This is a genomic window from Bradyrhizobium cosmicum (assembly GCF_007290395.2).
Classification (GTDB): Bacteria; Pseudomonadota; Alphaproteobacteria; order Rhizobiales; family Xanthobacteraceae; genus Bradyrhizobium; species Bradyrhizobium cosmicum.
In genome coordinates this window covers 1,490,291-1,515,901 of record NZ_CP041656.2, presented here as the reverse complement: position 1 = coordinate 1,515,901, position 25,611 = coordinate 1,490,291, and the positions used below count along the sequence as shown (strand labels likewise).

Here is a 25,611-nt window from a genome sequence, read left to right as displayed (position 1 = left end):
CCGAACGGCGAGGTCGCAGACCCCGCGTTCGATCCACCTTCTGGCGTAACGAGATCAGGTCCAACGATCGCCCCATCTTCGCCTTGCTCGGCGAAGGCATTGCGCGAAACGGTCTGTATTGCAAACGAGCCGGCTTCGTTTGAAACCCCAGGCCGACTCAATTCAATCGTCACGTCCCCGCTCCGTTGCTGATCCACAGTCATTCATACGCACACTCTGCCACTTTTGCGTCGGCGGCTTTGTAGTTTTTTGTTGCGGTTGACGACTAAAAAATACGTCATTTGCCGGCGGATGAGGCATCCTTGTGTAGGCCGCCATTGTGAATGCACGATACTGCAAAGGGTGCGGCGGATCGCCGCTTCATCGATGCGGACTGTCGATCTGGCGAGAAAAGATCGCGAAGCGAATCCTCGGTGCCCCTCATCCGTCCGCGCGGAACGGGACGATGTACGATAGCACCTCTCAGTGCGCCCGAATGAGATAAATCCGAATTTCTGCCAACCGGAAGCGTCTGTGCACGCAGGGCCGTGGCATGGGTGGAGAGCAGCGAAATCAGGGCTCCCGCCACCCTTATGGACCCCCCTCGTCACGCTCTGTTCCATCCGCGTCACGGAATATTTGGACGCTTCGTTGTATGCATTATCCCAGTTGCCATCCAGGGGCAGTTCGCTTTAGATGCCAGCAATTCGCCCCTGGATGACGGCCGGGGCCCAAAAAAAATCAGCACAATTTCTCAAAGGGACGAAACATGGCGCGCAACATCCTGATTCTCGGGGCTTCCTACGGCTCGCTGCTGGGCACGAAGCTCCTGATGGCGGGGCACAACGTGACCCTGGTGTGCCGCGCCAAGACCGCGGAGCTGATCAATCGCGATGGTACCGAGGTGCGCATCAAGTTGCGCGACGAAGCCGTACACCGCGCCATCTTCTCGCGCGACCTGCCCGGCAAGCTCGACGCCGTGACGCCGGTCGATGTCGACCTGTCCCGTTACGACATGGTCGGCCTTGCGATGCAGGAGCCGCAATACACCAACCACACGGTCCGCGTTCTCATGATCAAGATCGCCGCGGCGAAGCTGCCGTGCCTGTCGATCATGAACATGCCGCCACTGCCCTATCTGAAGCGAATCCCGTCGCTCGCAGGCATGGACCTCGAAGAGGCCTACACCAATGCGCAGGTGTGGGAGCGGTTCGAGCCGGGGCTGGTGACGCTGTGCTCGCCCGACCCGCAGGCCTTCCGTCCGCCGGAGGAGGCCGCGAACGTGCTCCATGTCGGCCTGCCCACCAACTTCAAGGCATCGGTATTCGCCGACGAGAAGCACAACAAGGTGCTGCGCGAGTTCGAATCCGATATCGACGCGGTGACGCTCGACGGCCACGACGTGCCGGTGAAGCTGAAAGTTTTCGACTCGCTGTTCGTGCCGCTGGCGAAATGGTCGATGCTCCTCACCGGCAACTACCGCTGCATCACGCCGCACGAGCCGCAATCGATCCGCGACGCCGTGCACGGCGATCTCAAGCGCTCGCAGACGATCTACGAGCATGTCGACGCGATCGCCCGGCGGCTCGGCGCCGACCCGCAGGACCAGGTGCCGTTCGCCAAATACGCCAAGGCAGCCGAGAGCCTGCTCAAGCCGTCATCGGCCGCACGCGCGGTCGCGAGCGGCGCGCCCTTCATCGAGCGCGTCGACCTCCTGGTGAAGCTGATCTCGCATCAGCTCGGCGTGCCCAATGCCGAGATCGATCGCACCGTCGAGACCGTGGACCTGAAGCTGAACGAGAAGATCGTGCAAGGCGGATCGGGCGCGCAGTAGCGCGCAATTCCTGCTTCTGTCGAACAGCTTTGGCGCTCACGCGCTGAGGAATGACTGAATCCAGATCAGGCCGGTGACCGCGACCAGCGTCACCGCGCCGATCCGCGTCACGATCTCGGGATGCCCGAGCCGGCGCGCGCCGCGGCCGAGTGTTGCGCCCAATGCCAGCCACGCCGCCCCGGCCGTGAGGATCTGAAGCGCGATCACTCCAAGCCACGGCAGCAGTTCGAGCGGCCCGACCTGGAGCGGCAGGAGCAGGAAGGCGAAGACCAGCGCCTTCGGGTTCAGCAGGGTCGTCAGCAGTACCTGGCCGAACGTCACCGCAGCACCGTCACGCATCTCGCGTGTATTGACGCGCCAGAGCATGACGGCGAGGCACAGGATGTAGATCGTCACCGCGACGCGGAGCACGACGGCAGCAAACGGAATATCGCTGACGATGGGACCGAGCGCCGTCCGCAGCAGCACAATCGACAGCAGATAGCCACACAGCTCCGCCGCTAGCAGGTGAAGCGAGCGCGCGACGCCGATGCCTGCACCCGATGTCGCGAGCAAGGTGTTGGTCGGCCCAGGCACTGCCAGCAGGAAATAGGTCGCCGCGAAGAAAGTGAGAAAACTCATACGATCAGATAGCGAGCTCCTTGCCGGCCGCCTTTGATCTGTGTCATGCGACGAGGCCGCAGACAGTTCCCGGTGTGACACGCAAGCAACGCGCCATGCGTTGCTCTTCCGCTCGCGCTCCGATCACGCGAACGTGTCGCGCGCGCGCGACTGCTGCGCTCCATCGCAAATATCACGACTGCGTGAGACAGATGCATGCTGCTCGTCATATCTCGACGCGAGGCAACGTGAAAACGGCGTGTTCGCGCGCGAATTGAACAGGGCGCGCGTGACTGAGCTTCGTCGCGGGCGAGAATCAAGTCTCACGCCTCGCGCGTGATCCCGCATTTGCGCAAGCGCCGCATGCGTGCGTGGCAGGCTCGTTGTCTTGCCTCCCGGAAACGCGCGAGCAACATGCGCTTACGAAATTGTCTCTCGACGCAACGTGATCGGGATGCCCTTCCGCGGCGGATGAGTTCCAGAGCCGAAGCTCGACAGCCAGCAAAAACACCGAAGCCCTAGACCGACAAACAAGAACAAGAACAAGAATGGACCAGGCGATGCTGAGCGTCGTCCGCGCGGTAGAGGCAGGCGCGACGACGATGAAGGGCGTGATCGACGCCACCGGACTGTCCCGTCTCAAGATCGAGCGTGCGCTGAGCTCACTGGAGAAGCAGAAGCTGCTGGTCCGCGACGGCCAGGGTTTTCGCGCGACCGGCCTGCCGAAGACGGCGCCCAATAAGAGGCAATGCGGATCGTGCAACGCCTGCTGCGATGTTCTGGAGGTGGCCGCCGTCGACAAGCCGGTGAACCAGCTCTGCCAGCATTGGAAGACGGGCACCGGTTGCACCATCTACGATCGCCGTCCGCAGATGTGCAGGTCGTTCGTCTGCGCCTGGCTGCAGGGCCATCTCGACGACGAGTGGTTTCCAGCGAAATCGGGCATCATCGTGCATTTCAGCCAGGACGCGGTCAACGTCACCGTCGACGATCATTGCCCCGACCGCTGGCGCGAGGAGCCGTATTTCAGCAAGCTCGCCGAATGGTCGCTGAACGGGATCAGGCGAATCGGCAACCGCGGCTACGCGACCCTCGTCGTATCAGGCGCCAACAGGTTCATGCTGCTCGGACGGACCGTCGTTCCAGAGCCGACGCTGTTCGGCACCGCGTTCCTGCCGTTCACGGCCGACACGTTCCGGTTCTGGAAGGCGACGTCGCGGGACCATCTGCAGCGGCTGCACGAGCGCATCGCCGAGATCGAACGGATCAGGCAGGAGTTCGGGTCCTGCGTCATCCCCGGGAACGAGGACGACGATCCGCAAGCGCCCTATCGGCCCGCACTTCTGCGGCTGTCTGGTCACGTTTGAACGCCACCGTGGGCAACGCGTCCTGATTCGCGCTGTTGTGCTCGACGCGCCCCGGCCGGGTTGATAAGCCCCTGTCCGCGAATGATGGGGCCTTGAGTCGGGACATGACGGTTGCGATCGAGATGGGGCAGACCACGGCGGGCGCCGTGGCAGCCATGGACCTCGAGGAACTGCTGGCGACCCGCCTCCTGGTGCAGGGCAATTCGGGCTCCGGAAAATCGCATCTGCTGCGGCGGCTGATGGAGCAGAGCGCGCCCTGGGTGCAGCAGGCCATCATCGATCCCGAAGGCGATTTCGTCACGCTGGCCGAGCGTTTCGGCCATCTGGTGATCGAGGCCGAGGATCACACCGAGCGCGGCCTTCAGGTCGCCGGCGAGCGCGCCCGGCTGCATCGCGTCTCCACCGTGCTCAATCTCGAGGGTCTCGACGCCGAGAACCAGATGCGGCGCGCGGCGGCCTTCCTCGGCGGCCTGTTCGACGTCGACCGCGACCATTGGTATCCGATGCTGGTGGTGGTGGACGAGGCGCAGCTGTTCGCGCCGGCCGTCGCAGGCGAAGTGTCGGACGAAGCGCGAAAGCTGTCGCTCGGCGCGATGACCAATCTGATGTGCCGCGGCCGCAAGCGCGGGCTCGCCGGCATCATCGCGACCCAGCGCCTCGCCAAGCTCGCCAAGAACGTCGCGGCGGAAGCCTCCAACTTCCTGATGGGCCGCACCTTCCTCGACATCGACATGGCGCGCGCCGCCGACCTGCTCGGCATGGAGCGGCGGCAGGCGGAAGCGTTTCGCGATCTCGAGCGCGGACAATTCATGGCGCTGGGACCTGCACTGTCGCGCCGTCCGCTGCGTCTGAATATCGGCCCGACCGACACCCATGCGCGCAACTCGACGCCGCGGCTGATGCCGCTGCCGGAGGCACTCGAGGACATGCGCGCCGTGATCCTGGCCGCGCCGCCGCCCGATGCCAGCCGGCCGCAGCGCCGGCCCGCGCCTGATCTGCTCGAACAGCTCCGCGCCGCGAAGGCGGCCGCGCCGGAGATCGAGCCCGCGGTGGTCGAAGTGCCTGTGAGTGCCGAGGAGCTCGCGGAACGGCGCGAGCGGGTGGATCGGACGCTCCGTGCGGTGCTCGCCGAGCCCGATGCCGGCTTCCGCGCCGTCGGCGTGCTCTATCAGGAGTTCGTGGTCCGCTGCCGCATCGAGGGTCTCGGCTCCGCGGTGCCCGACCTCACCGAATTCCGCCGCATGCTGACACGCGCGCGCGCCGGGCTCGGCGCCGAGCATGCCGAGGACGACGCCTGGCAGGACGTCTCGCTGCGCGCCTCGATCCTGCCCGACGACATGCAGGGCGTGTTCATGATGATCGCGCGCGCGGCGAAGGAAGGCTGGCCCTGCCCCGGCGACGCCGCGATCGCCCGCGCCTACGGCTCGCACTCGCTGCGCCGGGCGCAGCGTTTGCTCGGCTACATGGAGGAGCAGGGGCTGATCGTCTGCCAGCTCGACGGCGCAGGCCGCAGGTTCGTCACGCTGGTGGAGCTCGCCTGGGCCACGGCGCCGGGCGATCCCAATGGCGACGATCTGCCGGCGGAGCCCGCCCAAAGCACCGCGTCGGCCTAGAACACTCCGGCCACCGTCAGGCGGAACGTCAGCGGCTCGACTGGGTGCAGCACGGTGTCCATCACGCCGTTCTGGCAGACCGATGCCGGCGCGACGCCGCCGGTGCAGAGATTGTACAGCGTGTCGGTCTTGAGCAGCGAACCGTAGGCATAGGTAATCTGGTTCGCCTGCGTGTTGAAGAGATTGAGCACGTCGAGCTGGATGCGCCAGCCGTTGTCGATCCGATAGCCGAGGCGGCCGTTGAAGATGCTGGTCGCGGACGAGCGGAACGCATTGTCTTCCGTCAGCGGGCTCGACGCCAGATAGCGCCAGCGCAAGGATCCGAACCAGCCGGTCTTCTCGCCGAGCGTGACGCCCGCCGAGGCCACCATCGCCGGCGCGTTCGGAACGTAATTGCCGGGCGCATTGCCTAGCTGCGCCTCCGGATAGCCGGCCAGCGAGGCGTAGACTTCGGCCTGCTCGCTGTCGGTGCCGCGAAAGCGCGCATGCGTCATGGCGAGATCGGCGTCGATGTCGATCCACGATCGCGGGCGATAATGGCTGGACCATTCGAAACCATAGCGGCGGCTGGCGCGGGTCGCCGAGGTGTCGCCGGCATCACCTGAGAACAGGATCTCGGAATCCTGGTCGAGGATGAACAGGCTGAGCGAGCTGTCGAGGCCGGGAACAATTTTGCTGCGGACGCCGACCTCCGCGCCACGCGTGCGTACCAGCAGCGGCGACGGTGTCAGCCTTGTAGAGGGATCGCTCGGGTCTTCCGTCGTGGTCGCGCCGCGGGCGTCATTGGAATGCATGCCATAGCCGGCGCCGAGAAAGAACTCGGTCTGGTTGAAGGGTCCGAGCACCATCCGGAATTTCGGGCTGCCGAGCGCGGCGTCGGCACGGCCGGAATTGCCGGCGTTGAACAGCGAGGTGACATCGGCGGCGTAGTAGTCGCCGCGCAAGCCGATCGTGGTCCTGAGCCAGTCGGTCCAGCGTACGGTGTTTTCGGCATAGAGGCCGACGCTGCCCTCGCCGACCTTGTCGCTGCGGATGTTGGCGAGAAAGTCGCGCTGGAACATGTTTGTCAACGCGAGATCGATCGCGTCGTAGCGCGATTGCAGGCCGATCGTGGTCTGCATCGGGAGCCCTGCGAGCGAGCCGTTCAGCGTGCGCGAGATGTTGGCACCGAGCATCAGGCGGTCGTCGTGCTGGTGAAACTGATCACCGAACACGGGATCGCTGAGATAATAGGTAAAATTGTTGAAGAGATCGAGCTGGCTCTTCACGACATAGGCGTTGGCCTTCCACGAGCCGAGATCGTCGCTCTGCGCGACGCGGGCCGAGAGCGCGAAGCGGTTGGTGGTGCCGCCATCGCTCGGATCTTCCGAGCCGAAGCGATTCAAGAATCCACCGGTGATGGCGCGCTGCGGCACCTGGTCGGTGGAATTCCACCTGTTTGCATAGGCCATGCCGGTGACTGAAACGCCATCGGTCGCAGTGCCCTGGCTGTAGCGTACGAGGCCGTTGAGCTTGCGCACCTTGTCCGGATTGTCCCAGGAGCCGTTATAGGTGCCGAGCTCGCCGGCGACGAGCAGCGAGCCATCGCCGACTTTCGCGGAGTCCATGCCGAGCAGGCGGCGATAGCCGAAGCTGCCCGCGGTCACCTGCGCGAGGCCCCTGGTGCGGTCGATCAAGCCAATATGCACGCTGCCGACGGAGGCGAAGTCGCCCTCGTCGGCGAAATACGGTCCCTTGCGTACGTCGATCGCGGCGACGGTTTCCGGAATCAGCCAGTTCAGGTCGGCATAGCCCTGGCCGTGCGCGTGGGTCCGCATGTTGACGGGGACGTCGTCGACCGTGATCGCGAGATCGGTGCCGTGATCGAGATTATAGCCGCGCAGAAAATACTGGTTGGCTTTGCCCTCGCCGGAATGCTGGGTCACGATCAGCCCCGGCACGGCTTCGAGCGCCTCGCCCGGCCGGGTGAAGGGGCGCGCGTTGACCGCCTCGCCGGAGACGGTGAGCTCGCTCGCCATGCCCGGCGCGCCTTTCGCGCCGGAGGCGACACTGGCGACATCCGCCCGCAGCGTTGATGCCGGCTGAGCGACGCTGCTGCCGGCCGCCGCCGGCTTGCCGGCGCGGCGCGGCACAGGCGGCCTCTTGTGACGCGGCGTCTCGCCGCCGATGACCTGGATCGGGGGCAGCTCGCGCGAGGCACTGCCGCTCTGCGCCAAGGCCTTGCCGCAATCCGCGAGAAGGACGAAGGCCGGGAGTGCCGTCAGCGCGCCGCAGCGACGACCGAGATCAGGCGGCCTCGGTCGCATCGCCGCATTCCAGGACTCTTGGCGCGGCGCGGTGCCGATCGCCTGCAAACACACGGCGATAGAGCATGACCGAGACGAGCCAGGCGACAACGAACAGCGCAATCACGGCGAAGCCTACATTCGCAAGCGACTCGTTCAGGTGATCGACCAGCGTCCACACGCCGCCGGACAGGCCGAGGCGATCCGCGATCAGGCCAAGCGCCTCGATGCCGCCGATCAACAGCGCCACCGCGACGGAGGCGCCGGTGATGGTGAGGTTGTACCAGAGCTTGCGCATGGGATCGACGAAGGCCCAGCGATAGGCACTGACCATCAGCGCGGAATCGGCAGTGTCGACCAGCGCCATGCCGGCGGCGAACAGCGCGGGAAAGACCAGGATATCGGCAAACGATGCACCGCGCGCGGCTTCACCGGCGGAGATGCTGAGCAGGCCGATCTCGGTCGCGGTATCGAAGCCGAGCCCGAACAGGAATCCCAGCGGATACATGTGCTGCGGCTTTGTCACCAGGCGGAACATTGGGCCGAGCAGCCGTGCGAGCACGCCGCGGCTGGCGAGCAGCGCCTCGAGGCCTTCGGCGTCATGAACGCCCTGCTCGCGCGCGAGGCGAAACGTCCGCCACAGGCTGACGAAGATGACGAGATTGATGGCCGCGATCATCAGCAGGAACAGCGCCGACACCGAGGTGCCGATGAAGCCGCCGATTTCCCTCAGCAGGCTGTCGCCGCCGAGACTCACCACGCCCAGCGCCAGCAGCATGGTCGCGACCACGACCACGGTGGAATGCCCGAGCGCGAAATAAAGGCCAACGCTGCGCGGCGCGCCGCCCGCCTGCATCAGCTTGCGCACCACATTGTCGATGGCGGCGATGTGGTCGGCATCGACGGCGTGGCGCAGGCCGAACACCCAGGCGAGCAGCGCTGTCGCCGTCACCGTGGGCCGGTCACCGAACGCAGCGAAGGCCCATATCCACGCTGCGATATTGGCGGCGATGAGCCCGCCGAACAGCAGCACCAAACCGGGCTCAACCGCCCGCAAGGACAATTTCGACATCATTCCGTCCGCCGCACGCTCCATCGCACCAGTGGTATGATCTTTTCATAGAATGATCACACTGGCTAGTCCCGAAGGGAGACGTCAGCGCACTGCCTTACGCCGCTTCAGAGCCGCCGAGATAGGCGTCGCGGATGCGAGGGTCGTCCTTCAACGCGCGCGCCGGTCCGGAGAGCACGATCTTGCCGGTCTGGAGCACATAGGCCTCGTGCGCGATCTCGAGCGCGAGGCTGGCGTTCTGCTCGACCATGAAGACCGAGACGCCTTCCTGGTTGATGGTGCGGATCAGCTCCAGCACGCGATCGACGTAGAGCGGCGACAGGCCCATGGTCGGCTCGTCCATCACGATCATCCGGGGACGGCTCATCAGCGCGCGCGCCATCGCGACCATCTGCTGTTCGCCGCCGGAGAGCGAGCCAGCGCGCTGCGACAGCCGCTGGCCGAGCTTGGGAAACAGTCCGAGCATCTTGTCGAGATCCTGCGCGATCGCCTCGCGGTCGTTGCGCACGAAGGCGCCCATCAGGATGTTTTCACGCACGCTCATGTCGGCGAAGAGGCGCCGCGCCTCGGGCACCGAGGCGATGCCATGCCGGACGATCTGCGGCGTGGTCAGCCCCAGCAGCGATGCGCCATCGAACGTCACGTCACCGGATCGCGGCTTCACGAGGCCGAGGATGATCTTCATCGTCGTGGACTTGCCGCTGGCGTTGCCGCCGAGCAGGCAGACGATGTGGCCGCGGCCGACCGTGATCGACAGGTCGAAATGAACCTGGGCCTGGCCGTAGAAGGTATTCACGTTGGACAGCGCCAGCAGCGGTTCGGATGCGCCCGTCGTCATGCCGCACTCTCCTGCTCTCCCGAGCCCGACAGGCCGTGGCCGAGATAAGCCTCGATCACCTTGGGATCGACACGCACCTGTTCGCCCGGGCCTTCCGCGATCTTCTTGCCCTCGTCCATGACGATGACGCGGTCGGACAGGCGCATCACCATCTCCAGCTTGTGCTCGATCAGGAGAATGGTCAGGCCTTCCGCCTTCAGCTCGGCGACCAGGCCCTGCATCTCCGTTGTCTCGGTCGGGTTCATGCCGGCGGTCGGCTCGTCCAGCAACAGCAGGCGCGGCTTCAGCGCCAGCGCACGCGCGATCTCGACGCGGCGGCGGTTGGCGTAGGAGAGGCTGTAGGCCGGCTGGTCGATCCGCGGCAGCAGCCGCTCGCCGAAGCGCGCGAGAATGACCTTCACCTCCTCGCGCAGCCGCTCTTCTTCCGCCCTGACACTGGCGGGACGCAGCAGCGCCAAGCCCAGCTCAAGCAGCGGGCCGATCAGCGGCACCGCCGGCTTCACCGCGCTCAGCCGCGTATGCGCGCCGATCAAAACGTTGTCCATCACGCTGAGATTGCCGAAGACTCGGCCGAGCTGGAAGGTGCGCGCGATCCCTCCGGCCGCAAGCCGTTCCGGCGACAGACCCGTGATGTCCTGGCCTTCGAAGCGGACCTCGCCAGCGTCAGGCCGGTCGAGCCCGGTGACGAGATTGAACAGCGTGGTCTTGCCGGCGCCGTTCGGGCCGATGATGCTGACGAGCTGACCCTTCGCGAGATCGAGATCAATCGCATTGACGGCGGTGAGGCCGCCGAAGCGGCGCGTCAGCCCGCGCAGGGACAGCATGGTCGTGTGCTGCTCCGCCATCACATCGTCCCCAACAGGCCCTGCGGCCTGAACCGCACCAGCAGCAACAGCACGATTCCGTAGATCAGGATGCGGTACTCCGCCGCGATCCGGAACACTTCCGGCAGGCCGACCAGTGCCACCGATCCGACGATCGCACCGACGACGTTGCCGAGACCGCCGAGGATCACCACCGTCAGCGCCAGGATGGATTGCTGCGTGTTGAACGTCTCGTGGTTGATGTAGGAATAGAGATGCGCGGCGACGCCGCCGCTGACGCCGGCGGCGAACCCGCCGAAGATGAAGGCCAGCGACTTGTAGCGGTTCAGGCTGAGGCCATAGGCGCGCGCGGCGATATCGTCGTCGCGAATGGCGCGGAAGCTGCGGCCAAGATGCGAGCCGAGCAGTCGCCCCTGCAGCAGCGCCAGCACGACCATCACCACGAAGCTGAACCAGTAGATCGACGTCGGGCTGACCAGCTCATGGCCGAACAGCGACAGCGGCGGGATGCCGGAGATGCCGATCGGGCCGCGGGTGACGCTCTCCCAGTTCAGGATCACCAGCGACACGATCTCGCCGATGGCGAGCGTTGCGATCGACACATAGTGCCCGCGCAGGCGGAAAGACGGCGAGATCAGCGCCGTACCGAGCGCGGCGCTCATCAGGCCGCCGCCGATGACGGCGAGGCCGACCGGGACGGCGAAGGTGAGCGACAGCAGCGCGGACGTATAGGCGCCGATTGCGAGCAGCGCGGCGTGACCGAGCGAGACCTGGCCGATCGTGCCCGCCACCAGCGTCAGACTGAGCGCGAGCATGCCGAGCAGCCAGGCGTTGATCAGGGTCTGGAGCACGTAGAAGGACACCGGGAACAGCGGCAGGATCGCGAACGCGGCGGCCGCCACCAGCAACGCCCAGCGCGGAATCCGCACGGGACGGCTCGGCGCGATGAAGGTGCCGGTGAGCGGCTCGGGCGGCGCCTGCCGTGCGCTCGCGAACAATCCGTTCGGGCGCAGTACGAGAACGAGCACGAGCAGCAGGAACGCGAACAGATTGCGATAGCTGGTGCCGAACACGGCGACGCCGTAACTCTCCACCAGTCCCAGCAGCAGGCTGCCGATGACCGCGCCGGGCACGTTGCCCGCACCGCCGGCCACTTCGGCGACGACGCCCTTGAGCGTCGCTTGCAGGCTCATCGCGGTGTCGATCTGGTTGTAGTACATGCCGACCAGCAGGCCGGAGACGCCGCCGAGCGCCGCCGCGATGCCGAACACGGCCTGATTGACACGGTTGACGTCGACGCCCATCTGCATCGCCGCATCGCGGTCCTGCGCGGTGGCGCGCACGGCCCAACCGAGCTTGCTGTAGCGCAGGAACACGAACAGCAGAATCGCGCTGGTGAGGCCGACACCGGCGATCAACAGATCGAGCGGGCCAATCGTCCCGCCTCCGACCTGGAAGCGCACGTCGGGCAACTGGCTCGGCAGCGCGCGCGGATTGGGCGAGAAGGTCAGCATCACCAGCTGATCGAGCACGAAGCTGATGCCGATGGTCGCGAGCAGCGGCGCGATGCGCACGGAGTTCTGCAGCGGACGCAGGCCGAACCGCTCGATGATCAGCCCAACCAGCGCGGCGGCTACCGCCACGACAATGATGGTGAGCGGCAGCGGCGTATGGAGCTGCACCACCGCGACCCAGCCGATATAGGCGCCGACGAGATAGATCGACCCTTGCGCAAAGTTGATCAGCCGGCTGACGCCGAAGATCAGCGCAAGCCCGACCGCAACCAGGGCGTAGACGTTACCAACGATCAGCCCGTTGATCGTATAGTCGAGCCAGGAAGACAAGCGATGGTCTCCGCGTGAAAAGAAAAGCGGCCGAAGTGGCCGCTCCCGCCGTCATGTCAGGTTGGCTTGCCGTCCCACAGCGCGAACTGGCCCTTGCGCACGACGAGCTCGGCGTTCATGGCACCCTTGACGCGGCGGCTCTCGACGTCGAACGTCGCCGTCCCGAAGATGACGCTCGAGACATCCTTCACTTTCGCGAAGGCGTCGCGGATGGCGCGGCGATCGGTGCCGCCGATCTTCACCACGGCGGCTGCCATGTTCATGGCATCGTAGGCATAGGCATTGAAGGCGTCGGGCTCGATCCCGTTGTATTTCTTTTTGAAACCCGCGATGAATTTCTGCACCTCGGGCCGCGGGTCTTCCGGAAAGTAGCGCGTGCCGACATGGACGTCCTCGACGGCGTCACCGCCGAGTTCCAGGAACTTCGGCGAATAGACCGAGCTTGCGGCACAGATGACCTGCTTCAAGCCGACCTGGCGGGCCTGACGCGCGATCAGCGCGCCGTCGGAATAATAGGAGATCAGGATCAATCCATCCGGACTGGAGTCGCGGACGCGCACCAGCGTGGAACGGAAATCACGCTCTTCCGCGATGTAGCCTTCGGTAACAGCGATCTCGGCGCCGTACTCCTTCGCGGCCTTGACGAAATAGTCGCGGCTGGTGCGGCCCCAATCGGTGTTGAGGTGCAGCACCGCCAGCTTCTTCAGACCAAGACGCTTCACGGCATAGGCCGCCAGCAGCGGCTGCTCGTCGGCCTGGCTCACGGACGTGCTCCACATGAAGTCGCCGCCCTTGGTGAAATCAGGGTGCGAATTGGTGAAGCCGAACTGCACCAGCCCCGCCCGCTGATAGATCGGGGAAGCCGCCATCGAGGCCGGGCTGGAGAAGTCGCCGAGCTCCATGACGATGCGGGGGTCGGAGACGAATTTCTGGGCGATCGCCACCGACTGGCGCGGGTCGCTCTGGCTGTCCTCGAAATTGTAGGCGAGCTTGCGGCCGTTGATGCCGCCGGCGGCGAGGATCTCGTCGAGCGCGAGATCGAAGCCCTGCTTCCACTGCGTGCCGTATTGCGCGTTCGGCCCGGTCAAGGGACCGCTGACGCCAAGCAGGATCGGCTCGGAGGTATCAGCGAAGGCGCCGCGCGAAAAGGCCGCTCCTGCCATCATGACGGCAAGCGAGCCCTTGACCAGGGTACGACGATCGATGTTGCTCATGCTCGGCTCCATCCGTTCCATGTTGAAACAAGCAGCAATTTCCATGCCGCCGGGGTCTGCCTATTTCGAGGGCTCGCCGAGCGACAGCATCAGCCGGTTCGCCCAGTTGAAGAACGACGCGCCGTTGATGACGTCGACGATCTCGGCATCGTCGAGACCGGCGCGGCGCAACTCCTCGATATTGTCGGGGCCGAACGCGATCGGCGTTGCGGCCAGTGCGACCGACGCCTTGACGACGGCGTTCCAGCGCTCGCCGAGATCGACGCCGACGCCCTCGTCGAGCAGGCGCTGCACGTCGTCGCGGCGCTTGGAATAGGTGCTGGCGAAGCGCGCATGCACGGAGGCACAATAGATGCAGCCGTTGTAGCGCGAGGTCGCGGCGGCCGCGAGCTCGCGCTCGGCGCGCGGCAGGCCGTCGGCGACGTTGTAGAAGATGTCCTTGTCGGTCTTGGTGCGGGCTTCCAGCACCTCGGGATCGCGCACCAGCAGGCGGAAATATTCAGACTTGGCGCGGGAGCGATCGACGAGACCGGCGAAATGCCGCTCGGTCAGCTCGGCCTCCGGCAGCGGGTCGATCCACGACACCCAGCCGAGCTCGTCCTGGGTGAAGACGACGGGCGGATTGGCGGTGTTTGCAGCGCTCATGATTGCGGTCTCCTTACGCGCCGGCCGCAGCGTTGGCGGTGCGCCCAAGCGAGGCACCGAGCACACGCAGGCCCGTGACGACGCGCACCTGGAACGACAGGAACGCAACGAGTTGAGAGAACGTGACGATGCCGGTTTCCGACCATCCGGCGGTCAGCAACGCCTTCATGTCGGCGGCCGCCGCATCGCGCGGGCGGAATACCAGCAGGTGCGCATGTTCCAGCGCCGCGGCGAGCCGCGCGCCAAGCACCGGCTTCCGATCCGCGCTGACACGGTAGATCAAGCCGGTCTTGTCCTCGGCCGACAACGGGCCGGCCGGATACGCGCCGTACGGGCCCGATGTCTTGCCGCGCGCGATCTCGGCCTTGATCGCCTCGAGCAGCGCCGCTCCGTCCGCCGTCGCCGCGAGCTTCTCGCGATAGAAGGCCGCGACGGGAGACTCGCCATGGAGGCCGATCACGAAGGCTGCGACGGCGGCACGCTCAACAAGCGAAAAATCGCCGGCGTCGATCGGCTCGAACAGCGACAGATAGCTCTTCTGCGCGTTGTCGCGCGCCTGAATGCGCTTCGCGCGGATGGCATCCAGAGCCGAGCCCGGCTCGATCCCGGCCAGCGTGTCGATGATATCTTTCGTACTCATCATTGAGCCTCGTGTCACGCCATCACATTCATTTTGACTAACCCGCCAGGGCGACGTCAGCGGCAGCCGTCCGGGTCCAACCCAGCGCCGGCGCGACCTTCTCCGCGACCAGCTCGATCGAGCGCAGGACATAAGGATGCGGCGCGTCGACCGAATGCACCTGGAAAACGAGATCGGTCACGCGCTCCAGCGTCGCATCGGCCCGGAGCGAGGCGATGACATGGTCGGCGTCGCCGACATGGGTGTCGAACGCGGTGATCATCTCCTGCAGCGTCTCGCCCGGCGGGAGGTGTCCGCCCTTCATGAATTGCGGCAGCGCGCGCCGCAGACCGATATCCGCGAGGCGCATCGCCTCGGCATGGTCGTCGGCGACGAATACGCTGCGCGAAGCCATGATGCGGGGCTCGCATCCCGGCGGCAGCGCTGCGAGATAGGCGTCGATCACCGGATTCTGGATCTCGGCGAGCGTGGCCTTTGGCGCCTCTTTCGTGCGAGGCTGAGTGCGTGACAGCAGCAGGCCGTCGCCGGCCTTGCCGGCACGCGCGCCGCCGGCGACCGAGAAGGTCGCCTGCCAGATCCGCTTGTCCAGTTCGGGCCGCTGCGGATAGATCGTGTCACCTCCGGCAAGCGGCTTGCCGACCAGCGCGGTGCGAACGACCTCGAGGTTGCGTGCGAAGATCTCGTTACGCTGGGCGCTGTCGAGGCCAAACGCGGCAAAGGCCGCCGGATTGCCGCCGGTGCCGACGCCGAGTTCGAAGCGGCCATTGCACATGAGATCGAGCACCGCGGCGTCCTCCGCCACCCGCACCGCATTCTCCATCGGCAGCGTCACGATGCCAGTGCCGAGGCGGATGCGCGAGGTCTTCGCCGCGACATAGCCGAGGAAAGTGAAGGGCGACGGCAATCCGCCCTCGCGCTCATGAAAATGGTGCTGCGCGATCCACGCGGAATCGAGGCCCGCCTGCTCGGCGCGCACGATCTGCTCGGCCGCAAAACGATATCGCTCGGCGGGCGGCGCCTCGTCGAGCAGCCGCGTGAAAAATCCAAGTCTCTTCAGCTTTGCGAACCGTTTCATGCGACCCCTGTCGGGCGAGGATTGCCGGGCCCCCGATGATGTCGATTACCGCCGCTCCACACAAGCGGGCTTTGCGCAGGGCTCGTACGCAGGGCTGCTCGTTCGGTTCGCCCTGTACTGGCCCCTGGTTGGGCAGACTGCCTACCAGCTCGGCAGTACCGCGCCCTTGAACTTGGTCAGGACGAACTCCCTGACCTCCGGCGTGTGATAGCTGTCGACGAGGATCTTGACCCAGGGCTTGTCCTTGTCGGCGGTGCGAATGGCGATGAGGTTGACGTAGGGGCCCTTCGGATCCTCGCGCAGGATCGGATCCTTGACCGGATCGAGCCCCGCCTGGGTTGCATAATTGGTGTTGATCGCGGCGGCGTCGACATCATCAAGCGCGCGCGGCGCCTGCGCCGCATCGACCTCGACGAACTTCAGCTTCCTGGAATTCTCGGTGACGTCGAGCACCGTCGGCTTGAAGCCGACACCGTCCTTGAGCTTGATCACGCCCTTGTCGCGGAGCAGCAGCAGCACGCGTCCGCCATTGGTCGGATCGTTCGGGATCGAGACCTTGCCGCCCTCGGGGATGTCGGCGAAGGCCTTGTGCTTCTTCGAATAGACGCCGATCGGGAAGTTGACGGTCAGGCCGACGGCCTCGATCTTGTAGCCACGGTCGGCCTTCTGATTGTCCAAATAAGGCTGGTTCTGGAACGAATTGGCCTGGATCTCGCCGGCATCGAGCGCGGCGTTCGGCACGACGTAGTCGGAGAATTCGATGAGCTGGATGTCGAGGCCCTGCCTGGCCGCGATCGGCTTCACGGCTTCGAAGATCTGGGCATGCGGACCCGGCGTCACGCCGATCTTGATGGTCTCGGCTGCGGCTGCGGCCGACCAGGCGGCGAGCACGGATGCGAGGATCAGAGCGGAGCGAAACGACATCTTGGTCTCCATGGGTCTGCAGCAATGATTGGAACCGTATTCGCTTCTCCGCAGGGTGAAATCAATGAAATGGAAATTCATATTGGCTGCCCGCGGCGAGCGACACTTTCTCCATTCGGCGCCAAACATGAAACGAATTCGCGGCCGCCAAGGCGCACTCCAAATCCGCGCTCGAAAGGCGTGCTCCGCAAACGTGAGGCGCATCACGGCAAGACGGCTTCCGGCACGCGAGACTAGCGGCAGGTCCAGCACGGAGTTCAGCCATGATCGCCCTCGCAGCCTCCAGGCTCGCAAACCGCAACCGCCTCGAATGTCTTGCGCTCTACGCGCTACTCCAGGGCGTTCCGTTCTATTCCGGCATCGCGCTGATGATGATGCTGATCAACGCGTCGGAATTCGCCGACCAGCGCTATGGCGCAGCCATTTTCATTGCGATGACATCGACCCTCCATGCCCTGGTGAATCCGTGGCTCGGGCCAAAGTTTCCGCACTTCTTCAGGCACAGCCATGAGCCGCTGTTCGCCGATCCGGCGCTGTCCTTCACCGAGAAGGTTTCGCGCTGGCTGGCGCAGCCGAAGACAGCGCTGCAATTGCTGACCAACTTGCTGCTGCTGTCGCTGCTGGCGGTCGGCGTTGCCAGCATCCGGTGATGCTCGATCTCGCACGGCTCATCTGTGGCAATTTCCCGACTGCTGCAATGAAACTCCGGCCGGAGCAACATCGCGAAACTTGAAGCCTTTGCGCGGGGCGGGTTAGCTTCCTGTCGCGGCCTTAGAACTTCCCCAAGTTCACCGAGTTCGCACTGGATCGCCGTTCGAACGTTTCGGACGGCGATCCAGCACCGGCTTCGCTGCACAACGACGGTTCCGTCGTCCTGAGGCGCGAGTGGCGTGATGCAGATGCATTGCGATGCGAGCCTCGAAGGATGAACGGCCTGGATGCAGCCGGGCCGTCGCCCTTCGAGGCTTGCTGTGGCTGCGCCGCAGCGCGCGCACCTCGGAGTGACGGTGATAGAGCTGCACGCCCCTGCGGCGTTTCACCGCAAGAACTCCCTTCAAACTCGGCAATCCTGTCTTTGACTCGACACGGCCCGACGTCCTTGGATTAGTATGCACGGTACTTGCATGCTGGTGACGACTTTTCTTTGAGAAGGTGGAGGTCATCCGATGGACGAGAACGACATTCGCGGCCTGGTCGCGGGAGTGAAGCAGGGGACGCTGTCGCGACGCTCGTTCATCCGGACACTGGCTGCAGTGGGAATCACGGCGCCAATCGCGAGTCAGATCCTGCTCTGGAACGACGTCGCGATGGCGGACGCCACGCTGGAGTACAAGCCGACCAAGGCCGGCGGCGGCGGCCCGCTCAAGCTCCTGGTCTGGCAGGCGCCGACGCTGCTCAATCCGCATTTCGCCGTCGGCACCAAGGACCAGATCGCCTCGCGCATCTTCTTCGAGCCGCTCGCCGGCTGGGACAAGGAGGGCAACCTCTTCCCCTGCCTCGCCGCCGAGGTTCCGACCAAGGCCAACGGCGGCCTTGCGGCTGATGGCACCAGCGTGACCTGGAAGCTGAAGCAGGGCGTGAGATGGCATGACGGCAAGCCGTTCACCGCGGACGACGTCGTCTTCACCTGGACCTACGCCTCGGACCTTGCGACGGCCGCCTACACCACCGGGTCCTACAAGGACATCAAGGTCGAGAAGATCGACGACCACACCGTGAAAGTGATCTTCAAGGACCCGACTCCGTTCTGGGCCGACCCATTCGTCGGCTCGGTCGGCCCGATCCTGCCAAAGCATCATTTCGGCGAGTATGCCGGCGCCAAGTCGCGCGATGCGCCGGGCAATCTGAAGCCGGTCGGCACCGGTCCCTACAGATTCGTCGAGTTCAAGCCCGGCGACATGATCAAGGCCGAGCGCAACCCCGACTACCACGTCAAGAACCAGCCGCATTTCGACACGCTCGAGGTCAAGGGCGGCGGCGACGCCGTCTCCGCGGCGCGCGCGGTGCTGCAGACCGGCGAATACGATTTTGCCTGGAACTTGCTGGTGGAGGACGAGGTCCTCAAGCGCATGGAGACCAGCGGCAAGGGCCGGATCGACGTCCAGCCCTCCGGCAATGTCGAGTTCATGATCCTCAACACCACGGACCCCTGGACCGAGGTCGACGGCGAACGCTCCAACGCAAAGACGAAGCACCCCTCGCTGTCCGATCCGGCCGTCCGCAAGGCGATCAACCTCTTGATTGATCGCGACTCGATCCAGAAATACATCTACGGCCGCGGCGGCACCGCCACGGCGAGCTTCGTCAACGAGCCCAAACGGTTCAAATCGAGCAAGCTCACCTACGAGTTCAACGTCGACAAGGCCAACAGGATTCTTGACGAGGCCGGCTGGAAGATGGGCGCGGACGGCGTCCGCGAGAAGGGCGGCAAGAAGCTCAAATACGTGTTCCAGACCTCGACCAACGCGCCGCGCCAGAAGACGCAGGCCATCATCAAGCAGGCCTGCCAGAAGGCCGGCATCGAGCTCGAGCTCAAGTCGGTCACCGCGTCGGTGTTCTTCTCCTCCGACGTCGGCAATCCCGACACCTACACGAAATTCTACTGCGACATGGAGATGTACGCCACGACGCAGCCGCAGCCCGATCCGGAGCGCTTCCTGAACCAGTGCGTCTCCTGGGAGATCGCGACCAAGGACAACAAATGGCTCGGCCGCAACGTCTCGCGCTGGTCCGATCCCGAGGCCGACAAGGCCTACAAGGCCGCGCAGAAGGAGCTCGATCCGGCCAAGCGCGCCGCACTGCTGATCAAGGTCAACGAGATCTTCTGCGAGGCCAACATCCTCGTGCCGCTGCTCTCGCGCACCAATGTCGGCGGCTGCCTCAACAACCTCATGGCCGACCTCTCGGGCTGGGACGTGACGACGTGGAATCTGGGGAGCTGGTACCGGAGCTGAGGGCACGCGCGGGATCGCGGCGACGGGAGTTTCGTGTCCCGGACAAGCTGCAACGCGGAGAGCGTTGCACTGCAGAGCCGGGGCACGGGAGTGGCGTGTGTCGCTCGCACTCTCCTCCTCGTCATTGCGACGGACCACACGGTTTTGCCGTACGCACGGCCCGCCATTTCGCCGCAGTTTTTCCGGCCCTGTCAACGGAGCCGGAAACTTACGGACGAGACGAACCTGACAGCGCCGCTCGTCCGCACGCGGCCGCGAGCTCACAGGGACTACCCGCCCTGCCCGCACCTCTCATGCCGACGCTGCCGCGTCCACCGCAAGCCCGGCTCGCAACTCGTGACGACGTACGATCGCCCCTCAAGGATGAGCCGGGATGGGCGAGAGATACGATATTTCCGAATTTCGGTAAAGTGGAATATTTTTGCCGGGAGGGATTGACGGGGCCGCGAAACAGGGCGGGGCTTGTCCGATGGGCGAACTGACTGCGCTCCGGTGCCTGGCAGCCCGGCCAAGCAAGGGAACTAACCTGTGAGGACAACGTGCCGAAAGGACGACAAGCCTGACCGTCGCCGCAATTCGGCGATCATCCGACCTGCCATCGCCCCTTGTGGATATCGAACTTCACCGAGCCTTCGTCTCGCATCTTCAACAGAAGAGACTGGCAAGCCTCCTCGTTCGCGACATTGGCGCGCTTCATGATCTCGTAGACCTTGAGCGGCTTCTCTCGAAGCGCAATCAGAATATTTTCCCGATCATTCAGCACGACGAAACTCCCTCTGCTGGCAAGCGCGCGAGATCACTGAAAGTACGACAGCTGCTCTTCCGTCACGACTCGCTCGACGTTCCCCGACTTGCTCTTGATGCGATATCGAAGACGTCCGTCTGCCTCGATGGGCATACATTGAACGATGGTGTAAATCATGGCGGAATCAATTGCCGCACGCCCTTGTGGACCTTGGGGCTGGTGGCGAACGTCTTCATTCAGCTTGTAGGCATATGACATGGGCTTACCTCTCAAGTCATCTCCTGCTGCTCTAGCGTAGAGCATGCCGTGACGCAATTAACCATTGCCCCTCCGGTTTCGCCGGGACACCCGGATCGATGGGCTGGACAACCTTTACTTTTGAGATCGCCGCCCGGGCGGCGAACGGCTAGTATGGTTCCCGGGAATCATCTGGATGCTTCTGGAACAACCCGCAGGTGCAGGGATCGGGCAATGATCAAACGGAAACGCTCCGCCGAGCAACAGGTTGCGGATGAAGCGGAGCGAAAGGCACAAAACCCAATCGGGGCGCGGCAAACGATAGCCGACAGCCACGCCGATCCGGAGTTTCAGGAAAACCACAAGCGTCTCAGGGCGGAGCGCTTGGCGCGGGATGCCGGGCCGACAAGCAAGAATTGACCCGACTTTCGCGAAGCGTTTGGATCGAGAACAGATGACAAAGACAAGTGGTGAATACCAGCCGCCGAAACCGATCAGCAAAGCGGAGCGCGAAGCACGCAAGGCCTTTCGCGAGGTCGATGCTGTAAAGGCGATGTCCGAGCACGCGCTCGCCGAGAAGGCCTTCGCCCAGAATCGAGAGCGTCTGAAGGCAGAGCGCCTGGCGCGGGAAGCCGCAGCGGGCCCGGCGCCAAAAAAACAATCCAGGGCGAAGAGCAAGTAACCAGCCCGCCCAATCAGCGGAGCTTGTTCGCGGCGGCAGTTCGGGAAGCATGTTGGCGATAGTGCCGTTTGGCACGGCTCCCCTCAGGACTTGATTTGGGGGCGACCCGCTTCCCCTAACGCGCGCCCCACATCACAACGCTACGGCAGAAGTTGAAGGCGAGACGTCCATAGAGAAGGCCGCTCCCCGGCTCCAAAGCAGCCAGGCGGTACGAATTGCCGAGCACGCGAACAAGCTCTATCGCCTCCATGAGTTCATGATGCGTGAGCATCAAATGAAGGCTCGCAAGTGGGAGCAGCAGGGCCTGAATGCCGATATTGCTCATGACGGCCCCGCTCCCACGCGCGGCAGCGGCATAGCTTGCGCAAGATAAGCGCTCCGCCACTGATACGGCGTATCGCCGACAAAGCGCTTGAACACCGTGGTGAAATGCGCCTGCGTCTGGAAGCCTACGGTCAGGGCGATATCGACCAGAGCGAGTTCGGCCTGCTTGAGCAGTTCCTGGGCGCGTTCGATCCGACGCCGCAACAGGTATTCCCGCGGCCGGACGCCGGTGGCTGCGCGGAACTGCGCGGCGAAATGCATCCTGCTCAGGCCGGCGACCGCGGCCATGTTCTGAAGCGTGATCTTGCCCGTCAAGTTCTCATCGACATATTGCAGCACGCGCTTGAGACGCCAGTTCTGCAGCGACCGCACGGGCCGGCCAACCTCCTCCTTGTGAACGCCGTCAGCCGGGTCAAGCCCGGACGGGGCGCGAAGCGCCTGCCGGCTGAACGTCCGGGTGAGGATCGCAAGCCGCAGCGCGTCGGCCATGATGGCGGAATGGGCATCGTGCGTGGCTTCGGTCGCCGCCAGCGCATCCGACAGGCGCCGCATGACCGGATCGGTGAGTTCTCCCGCGAACTCCGGATCGCTCCCGGCGGACCGTTCGACATCCGCAGCCCGCGCCTCGAGCGCCAGGGCCACGTCCAGATGGACGAAGGACAGCATCGTTTCGTCGGCGCCGAAGCGATCAGGTAATTTCGACAGCCCGAGCCGATCCCAATCGATCGCAGAGAAATCGATCGCACGAACGCCATGATCCTTGACCGTCTGTGAGCGTGACATCTGCAACGACATCGTCGAATCTCCTTGTCCTGTTTTCGATCCGGCATCGCCTGACTGGCTTGTCCGAATGTCATGGGAGCAGAGTAATTCGGCGGTCCGCGCGATCCATTCTACGCGCGGGTGCATCGATAGGTTCTCGGGTTAACCGAGTCATACCTAGGTATGATCGCAGCATGTTCGTCCGGTGGGGGCGCCGGCGCGACACCTCGCCGGCGCCGCGGATGCGGACGGGACTGGCGGCGCGCGATGGCTGCGGTAAGTTGACGCGCTGCTTGCACGCATGTGCCGGTGGAATCACGCAAGCTGGCCGGTTTTTCCGGGGAATGCCGCCTGCCGGCGAATTCGCAGGGTTGCGTGGCGCGCAGGTCTTCCACGAGAGCACGAAAATCACGCTGCCAGATGTTGTGGAGGCGATCAAATCGCGGCATCAACGCTGCCGATATGAGAATAACGACTGCCAGCGACGATGACGACTCATGATCCGACCACGGGTTCAGCCATGAGCCGCGCCGGTTTGCGGTTCTGGTCCGCTGTCCTCGCCGTCGCGGTTTTCCTGGTCGACGTGCTGACGCCGCTCGAGGGCGCGGTCGCGGTTCTCTACGTCGTGGCGATCCTGCTTGCGGCGAAGACCAGTCGGCGCAACGACATCATCGTCGCAGCGGCCGGCTGTGTCGTCCTGACGATAACGGCCTATCTGCTCTCGCACGATCTGGAGAGCATCGCCTCGCCCGCCCTCCGCGCGCTGGTGAGCCTGGCGGCGATCGGGATCACGACCCTGCTGGCGCTGCAAAACCACGCGGCAACGACGCACCTTGCGGCGCAGGCGCGCCTGCTCAACCTCTCGCACGACATGATCTTCGCCAGGAATCGCGGCGGCGTGATCACCTTCTGGAACAAGACGGCGGAGCAAGCCTACGGCTGGTCAGCCGACGAGGCGCTCGGGCAGCTCGCAGACAAGCTGCTGCAAACCACATATCCGGACCGGCGCGAAACCATCGAAACCGACCTGCTCGACACCGGCCGGTGGGAAGGCCGCGTGCAGCAGCGGACGAAAGACGGCGCCGCGCTCACCGTCGATGCCCGATGGGCCCTGCAGCACGACCGTCTCGGCAAGCCCGTCGGGGTCCTCGAAACGCACACCGACGTCACCGATCGCGTGGCCGCACACAATGCGCTGGTGCGGAGCGAGCAGCGATACCGCCGCATGTTCGACGCAAGCCGGATCGGGGTGATCGAAGAGGACTGGAGCGAACTCCGAGCCGCGCTGCAATCGCTGGAAACCGAAGGAGCCGGCCTGCGCGATCATCTGGCACAACATCCGGATTTCGTCCGGCGTGCCCGCCGGCTCGCCAGAATCACCGACGTCAATCCGGCCCTGCAAAAGATGGCAGGTGCAAACGGCGCCTCGCCCTTCATCGAGAACGTGGACCTGCTTCTTGGCGAGAACGACCGAAGCTTCCTCGGCGCATTGATCGCCTTTGCAGAAGGCGAGCCGTTCTACGAAGGCGAGACCGAGCTCGTCAGGCTCGACGGACGCAAGGTTCCGGTGCTGTTCACGATCACCTTTCCGCCCGGACCCGACGGCGATCGCAACGTGCTCGCCTTCGTCGTCGACATCACCGAGCGCAAGCAGGCCCAGGATGCATTGCTCGCGGCGCAGGCGGAGCTCGCCCATGCCGCGCGGGTCGCCACCCTCGGTGAGCTCAGCGCCTCGATCGCCCACGAGGTCAACCAGCCTCTGGCGGCGATCGTCACCAGCGGCGAGGCCGGCCTGCGCTGGCTACGGCGCGATGTGCCCGATCTGAAGGAGGTCGCGGCCACGATCGTTCACGTCGTCGCGGAAGGCCGCCGGGCCAGCGAGGTCGTGGCCCGCGTCCGCACCTTCCTGAAGAAGGCGCCTGCCCAGCAGGACAGTCTCGATATCGCCGAGATCATCCAGGAAGCGGCCCTTCTGGTCGCGCGAGAGCTGGCCAATGACAACGTTGCGCTCACCGTCGAGACCGAACATGGCCTGAGGCCCATCCGCGGTGACCGGATCCAGCTTCAGCAGGTGCTCGTCAACCTGCTGGTCAATGCCGGCCAGGCCATGTCGGACCAGCGCGGTTCCCGCACCATCACGCTGCGCGCCGGCGCCGTCGACGGCGAGCGACTCGCCATCACGGTGCAGGACAGCGGCCCCGGCATCCGGCCCGACGACATGCCGCGCCTATTCGATCCATTCTTCACGACGAAGCGCGACGGAATGGGCATGGGACTTGCGATCTGCCGAACGACGGTGGAAGCTCACGGCGGCCAGCTGTCGGTCGAGAGCACCCCCGGCGCGGGAGCCACGTTCCGCCTGACACTGCCTCACAGCCCAGAATACGCCCGACCATGACACGACCAGACCAAGCGCAACCACCCGCCCGATCCCTCAACTCGGTCGTCATCATCGTTGATGACGACGCAGGGATCCGCGCCTCGCTCGACAGCCTGTTCCGCTCCGTCGGCCTCGAGACGCGCCTGTTCGCATCGCCCGCCGAACTGCTCGGCGGTGTGCTGCCCGACGGCCCCGGCTGCATCGTGCTGGACGTCCGCCTACCCGGCGTGAGCGGGCTCGATCTGCAGAGCCAGCTGGTCCGGCAGGGCATCAGCCATCCGATCATCTTCATGACCGGCCACGGCGATATTCCGATGTCCGTGCGTGCCATGAAGGCGGGCGCAGTCGATTTCCTCGCAAAACCGTTTCGCGACCAGGACATGCTCGATGCGGTGACGGCGGCACTCGAGCGCGATGCGCAGCACCGTACCGAAGCGGCGACCAGGGACGATATCCGCGCCCAGTACGAGACGCTGACGGCGCGTGAGCGCGAGGTGATGGGCCATGTCACCGCCGGCCTGATGAACAAGCAGGTCGCCGCCCTGATCGGCCTCAGCGAGATCACGGTCAAGATCCACCGCGGGAACGTCATGCGCAAGATGGGGGTCCGGTCGTTCGCCGACCTCGTTCGCAAGGCCGAGGCGCTCGGCGTTTCCCAGACCCGCAGGACTACGGACCAAACCTGAGTATAATTCCGGCAGGACTGCCCAGGGTGCATAAGGGCGTCATCGGCCGCGCAAAGGGAGATGCTCTCCTTGCGGAACACCGCGGTC

The 25,611-nt window shown here is 64.8% G+C and carries 24 protein-coding genes; 9 read left to right on the top strand and 15 right to left on the bottom strand.

Annotated features, from left to right (window positions below):
• Positions 1–748 precede the first annotated feature (748 nt).
• Positions 749–1,813 carry a ketopantoate reductase family protein gene (locus FNV92_RS07065; protein WP_143841567.1) on the top strand — a complete coding sequence of 355 codons (1,065 nt, stop codon included), beginning with the start codon at positions 749–751 and terminating at the stop codon, positions 1,811–1,813.
• Positions 1,814–1,849: 36 nt separating this feature from the next.
• Here FNV92_RS07065 and FNV92_RS07060 read toward each other — a convergent pair whose 3' ends face one another.
• Positions 1,850–2,434 (bottom strand): LysE family translocator, encoded by a 585-nt coding sequence (locus FNV92_RS07060; protein ID WP_143841568.1) that lies wholly within the window; start codon positions 2,432–2,434, stop codon positions 1,850–1,852.
• 527 nt (positions 2,435–2,961) lie between these two features.
• On the opposite strand from FNV92_RS07060, the gene FNV92_RS07055 reads away from it, so the two are divergent.
• Both FNV92_RS07055 and FNV92_RS07050 read left to right on the top strand, forming a co-directional pair.
• Positions 2,962–3,780 carry a YkgJ family cysteine cluster protein gene (locus FNV92_RS07055; protein WP_143841569.1) on the top strand — a complete coding sequence of 273 codons (819 nt, stop codon included), beginning with the start codon at positions 2,962–2,964 and terminating at the stop codon, positions 3,778–3,780.
• 104 nt (positions 3,781–3,884) lie between these two features.
• Positions 3,885–5,393, top strand: coding sequence for an ATP-binding protein (locus FNV92_RS07050; protein WP_143841570.1), 1,509 nt, complete (start codon positions 3,885–3,887; stop codon positions 5,391–5,393).
• On the opposite strand, the gene FNV92_RS07045 is transcribed toward FNV92_RS07050, so the two are convergent.
• The 10 genes from FNV92_RS07045 to FNV92_RS07000 form a co-directional block, all read right to left on the bottom strand.
• On the bottom strand, positions 5,390–7,699 hold the full coding sequence (locus tag FNV92_RS07045) for a TonB-dependent receptor (RefSeq protein ID WP_143841571.1): 2,310 nt from the start codon (positions 7,697–7,699) through the stop codon (positions 5,390–5,392). The two genes, FNV92_RS07050 and FNV92_RS07045, sit on opposite strands and share 4 nt — an antisense overlap.
• Complete coding sequence (locus tag FNV92_RS07040; protein WP_143841572.1) at positions 7,680–8,750, bottom strand: HoxN/HupN/NixA family nickel/cobalt transporter; 1,071 nt, start codon at positions 8,748–8,750, stop codon at positions 7,680–7,682. Before FNV92_RS07040 ends, FNV92_RS07045 begins: the two co-directional genes overlap by 20 nt.
• Positions 8,751–8,847: 97 nt before the next feature.
• On the bottom strand, positions 8,848–9,588 hold the full coding sequence (locus tag FNV92_RS07035) for an ABC transporter ATP-binding protein (protein ID WP_143841573.1): 741 nt from the start codon (positions 9,586–9,588) through the stop codon (positions 8,848–8,850).
• Entirely contained in the window at positions 9,585–10,433 is an 849-nt protein-coding gene (locus tag FNV92_RS07030; protein WP_168213324.1) for an ABC transporter ATP-binding protein, read from the bottom strand. Before FNV92_RS07030 ends, FNV92_RS07035 begins: the two co-directional genes overlap by 4 nt.
• Positions 10,433–12,256, bottom strand: coding sequence for an ABC transporter permease (locus FNV92_RS07025; RefSeq protein ID WP_143841575.1), 1,824 nt, complete (start codon positions 12,254–12,256; stop codon positions 10,433–10,435). Before FNV92_RS07025 ends, FNV92_RS07030 begins: the two co-directional genes overlap by 1 nt.
• Before the next feature lie 56 nt (positions 12,257–12,312).
• Positions 12,313–13,470: an ABC transporter substrate-binding protein gene (locus tag FNV92_RS07020; protein ID WP_143841576.1), complete on the bottom strand. Its 1,158-nt coding sequence runs from the start codon at positions 13,468–13,470 to the stop codon at positions 12,313–12,315.
• A 60-nt stretch (positions 13,471–13,530) separates the two neighbouring features.
• Positions 13,531–14,115: an alkylhydroperoxidase domain protein gene (locus FNV92_RS07015; RefSeq protein ID WP_143841577.1), complete on the bottom strand. Its 585-nt coding sequence runs from the start codon at positions 14,113–14,115 to the stop codon at positions 13,531–13,533.
• 13 nt (positions 14,116–14,128) lie between these two features.
• The gene (locus tag FNV92_RS07010; protein WP_168213756.1) at positions 14,129–14,755 is read right to left on the bottom strand and encodes a CMD domain protein; all 627 of its coding nucleotides are present in this window, start codon (positions 14,753–14,755) and stop codon (positions 14,129–14,131) included.
• A 37-nt stretch (positions 14,756–14,792) separates the two neighbouring features.
• Positions 14,793–15,830, bottom strand: a complete 1,038-nt coding sequence (locus FNV92_RS07005; RefSeq protein WP_143841579.1) for a putative FMN-dependent luciferase-like monooxygenase — start codon at positions 15,828–15,830, stop codon at positions 14,793–14,795.
• 141 nt (positions 15,831–15,971) lie between these two features.
• The gene (locus tag FNV92_RS07000) at positions 15,972–16,766 is read right to left on the bottom strand and encodes a MetQ/NlpA family ABC transporter substrate-binding protein (protein ID WP_143841580.1); all 795 of its coding nucleotides are present in this window, start codon (positions 16,764–16,766) and stop codon (positions 15,972–15,974) included.
• A gap of 251 nt (positions 16,767–17,017) precedes the next feature.
• Between FNV92_RS07000 and FNV92_RS06995 the strand changes: the two genes are divergently transcribed.
• Together FNV92_RS06995 and FNV92_RS06990 are read left to right on the top strand one after the other, a co-directional pair.
• The gene (locus tag FNV92_RS06995) at positions 17,018–17,404 is read left to right on the top strand and encodes a hypothetical protein (RefSeq protein WP_143841581.1); all 387 of its coding nucleotides are present in this window, start codon (positions 17,018–17,020) and stop codon (positions 17,402–17,404) included.
• 516 nt (positions 17,405–17,920) lie between these two features.
• Positions 17,921–19,708, top strand: a complete 1,788-nt coding sequence (locus FNV92_RS06990) for a peptide ABC transporter substrate-binding protein (protein WP_143841582.1) — start codon at positions 17,921–17,923, stop codon at positions 19,706–19,708.
• Positions 19,709–20,291: 583 nt separating this feature from the next.
• Here the strand turns inward: FNV92_RS06990 and FNV92_RS06985 are convergent.
• Together FNV92_RS06985 and FNV92_RS06980 are read right to left on the bottom strand one after the other, a co-directional pair.
• Positions 20,292–20,471 carry a hypothetical protein gene (locus tag FNV92_RS06985; protein ID WP_014439982.1) on the bottom strand — a complete coding sequence of 60 codons (180 nt, stop codon included), beginning with the start codon at positions 20,469–20,471 and terminating at the stop codon, positions 20,292–20,294.
• A gap of 33 nt (positions 20,472–20,504) precedes the next feature.
• A complete protein-coding gene (locus FNV92_RS06980) occupies positions 20,505–20,711 on the bottom strand; it encodes a hypothetical protein (RefSeq protein WP_014439981.1) in 207 nt (68 codons plus the stop codon).
• A 213-nt stretch (positions 20,712–20,924) separates the two neighbouring features.
• Between FNV92_RS06980 and FNV92_RS06975 the strand changes: the two genes are divergently transcribed.
• Entirely contained in the window at positions 20,925–21,110 is a 186-nt protein-coding gene (locus FNV92_RS06975) for a hypothetical protein (RefSeq protein WP_014439980.1), read from the top strand.
• Positions 21,111–21,144: 34 nt separating this feature from the next.
• Positions 21,145–21,372, top strand: coding sequence for a hypothetical protein (locus FNV92_RS06970; protein WP_143846067.1), 228 nt, complete (start codon positions 21,145–21,147; stop codon positions 21,370–21,372).
• A gap of 115 nt (positions 21,373–21,487) precedes the next feature.
• Here FNV92_RS06970 and FNV92_RS06965 read toward each other — a convergent pair whose 3' ends face one another.
• Positions 21,488–21,697, bottom strand: coding sequence for a hypothetical protein (locus FNV92_RS06965; protein WP_014439978.1), 210 nt, complete (start codon positions 21,695–21,697; stop codon positions 21,488–21,490).
• Positions 21,694–22,605 carry an AraC family transcriptional regulator gene (locus FNV92_RS06960; protein WP_416377747.1) on the bottom strand — a complete coding sequence of 304 codons (912 nt, stop codon included), beginning with the start codon at positions 22,603–22,605 and terminating at the stop codon, positions 21,694–21,696. The genes FNV92_RS06965 and FNV92_RS06960 overlap by 4 nt, the downstream gene beginning before the upstream one ends.
• Before the next feature lie 373 nt (positions 22,606–22,978).
• On the opposite strand from FNV92_RS06960, the gene FNV92_RS06955 reads away from it, so the two are divergent.
• Both FNV92_RS06955 and FNV92_RS06950 read left to right on the top strand, forming a co-directional pair.
• Positions 22,979–24,856, top strand: coding sequence for a PAS domain-containing sensor histidine kinase (locus tag FNV92_RS06955; protein WP_244623753.1), 1,878 nt, complete (start codon positions 22,979–22,981; stop codon positions 24,854–24,856).
• Entirely contained in the window at positions 24,853–25,524 is a 672-nt protein-coding gene (locus tag FNV92_RS06950; protein ID WP_014439975.1) for a response regulator transcription factor, read from the top strand. Before FNV92_RS06955 ends, FNV92_RS06950 begins: the two co-directional genes overlap by 4 nt.
• Positions 25,525–25,611: the final 87 nt, after the last annotated feature.

Coding starts and splice junctions, on each gene's coding strand:
- FNV92_RS07015 (WP_143841577.1), bottom strand. CDS start 14,115: ATGAGCGCTGCAAACACCGCCAATCCGCCCGTCGTCTTCACCCAGGAC.
- FNV92_RS07010 (WP_168213756.1), bottom strand. CDS start 14,755: ATGAGTACGAAAGATATCATCGACACGCTGGCCGGGATCGAGCCGGGC.
- FNV92_RS07040 (WP_143841572.1), bottom strand. CDS start 8,750: ATGTCGAAATTGTCCTTGCGGGCGGTTGAGCCCGGTTTGGTGCTGCTG.
- FNV92_RS06955 (WP_244623753.1), top strand. CDS start 22,979: ATGAGCCGCGCCGGTTTGCGGTTCTGGTCCGCTGTCCTCGCCGTCGCG.
- FNV92_RS07045 (WP_143841571.1), bottom strand. CDS start 7,699: ATGCGACCGAGGCCGCCTGATCTCGGTCGTCGCTGCGGCGCGCTGACG.
- FNV92_RS07055 (WP_143841569.1), top strand. CDS start 2,962: ATGGACCAGGCGATGCTGAGCGTCGTCCGCGCGGTAGAGGCAGGCGCG.
- FNV92_RS07030 (WP_168213324.1), bottom strand. CDS start 10,433: ATGGCGGAGCAGCACACGACCATGCTGTCCCTGCGCGGGCTGACGCGC.
- FNV92_RS07000 (WP_143841580.1), bottom strand. CDS start 16,766: ATGGAGACCAAGATGTCGTTTCGCTCCGCTCTGATCCTCGCATCCGTG.
- FNV92_RS06950 (WP_014439975.1), top strand. CDS start 24,853: ATGACACGACCAGACCAAGCGCAACCACCCGCCCGATCCCTCAACTCG.
- FNV92_RS06965 (WP_014439978.1), bottom strand. CDS start 21,697: ATGAGCAATATCGGCATTCAGGCCCTGCTGCTCCCACTTGCGAGCCTT.
- FNV92_RS06990 (WP_143841582.1), top strand. CDS start 17,921: ATGGACGAGAACGACATTCGCGGCCTGGTCGCGGGAGTGAAGCAGGGG.
- FNV92_RS06970 (WP_143846067.1), top strand. CDS start 21,145: ATGACAAAGACAAGTGGTGAATACCAGCCGCCGAAACCGATCAGCAAA.
- FNV92_RS07005 (WP_143841579.1), bottom strand. CDS start 15,830: ATGAAACGGTTCGCAAAGCTGAAGAGACTTGGATTTTTCACGCGGCTG.
- FNV92_RS07020 (WP_143841576.1), bottom strand. CDS start 13,470: ATGAGCAACATCGATCGTCGTACCCTGGTCAAGGGCTCGCTTGCCGTC.
- FNV92_RS07065 (WP_143841567.1), top strand. CDS start 749: ATGGCGCGCAACATCCTGATTCTCGGGGCTTCCTACGGCTCGCTGCTG.
- FNV92_RS06980 (WP_014439981.1), bottom strand. CDS start 20,711: ATGTCATATGCCTACAAGCTGAATGAAGACGTTCGCCACCAGCCCCAA.
- FNV92_RS07060 (WP_143841568.1), bottom strand. CDS start 2,434: ATGAGTTTTCTCACTTTCTTCGCGGCGACCTATTTCCTGCTGGCAGTG.
- FNV92_RS07035 (WP_143841573.1), bottom strand. CDS start 9,588: ATGACGACGGGCGCATCCGAACCGCTGCTGGCGCTGTCCAACGTGAAT.
- FNV92_RS06995 (WP_143841581.1), top strand. CDS start 17,018: ATGATCGCCCTCGCAGCCTCCAGGCTCGCAAACCGCAACCGCCTCGAA.
- FNV92_RS06960 (WP_416377747.1), bottom strand. CDS start 22,605: ATGCACCCGCGCGTAGAATGGATCGCGCGGACCGCCGAATTACTCTGC.
- FNV92_RS06975 (WP_014439980.1), top strand. CDS start 20,925: ATGATCAAACGGAAACGCTCCGCCGAGCAACAGGTTGCGGATGAAGCG.
- FNV92_RS07050 (WP_143841570.1), top strand. CDS start 3,885: ATGACGGTTGCGATCGAGATGGGGCAGACCACGGCGGGCGCCGTGGCA.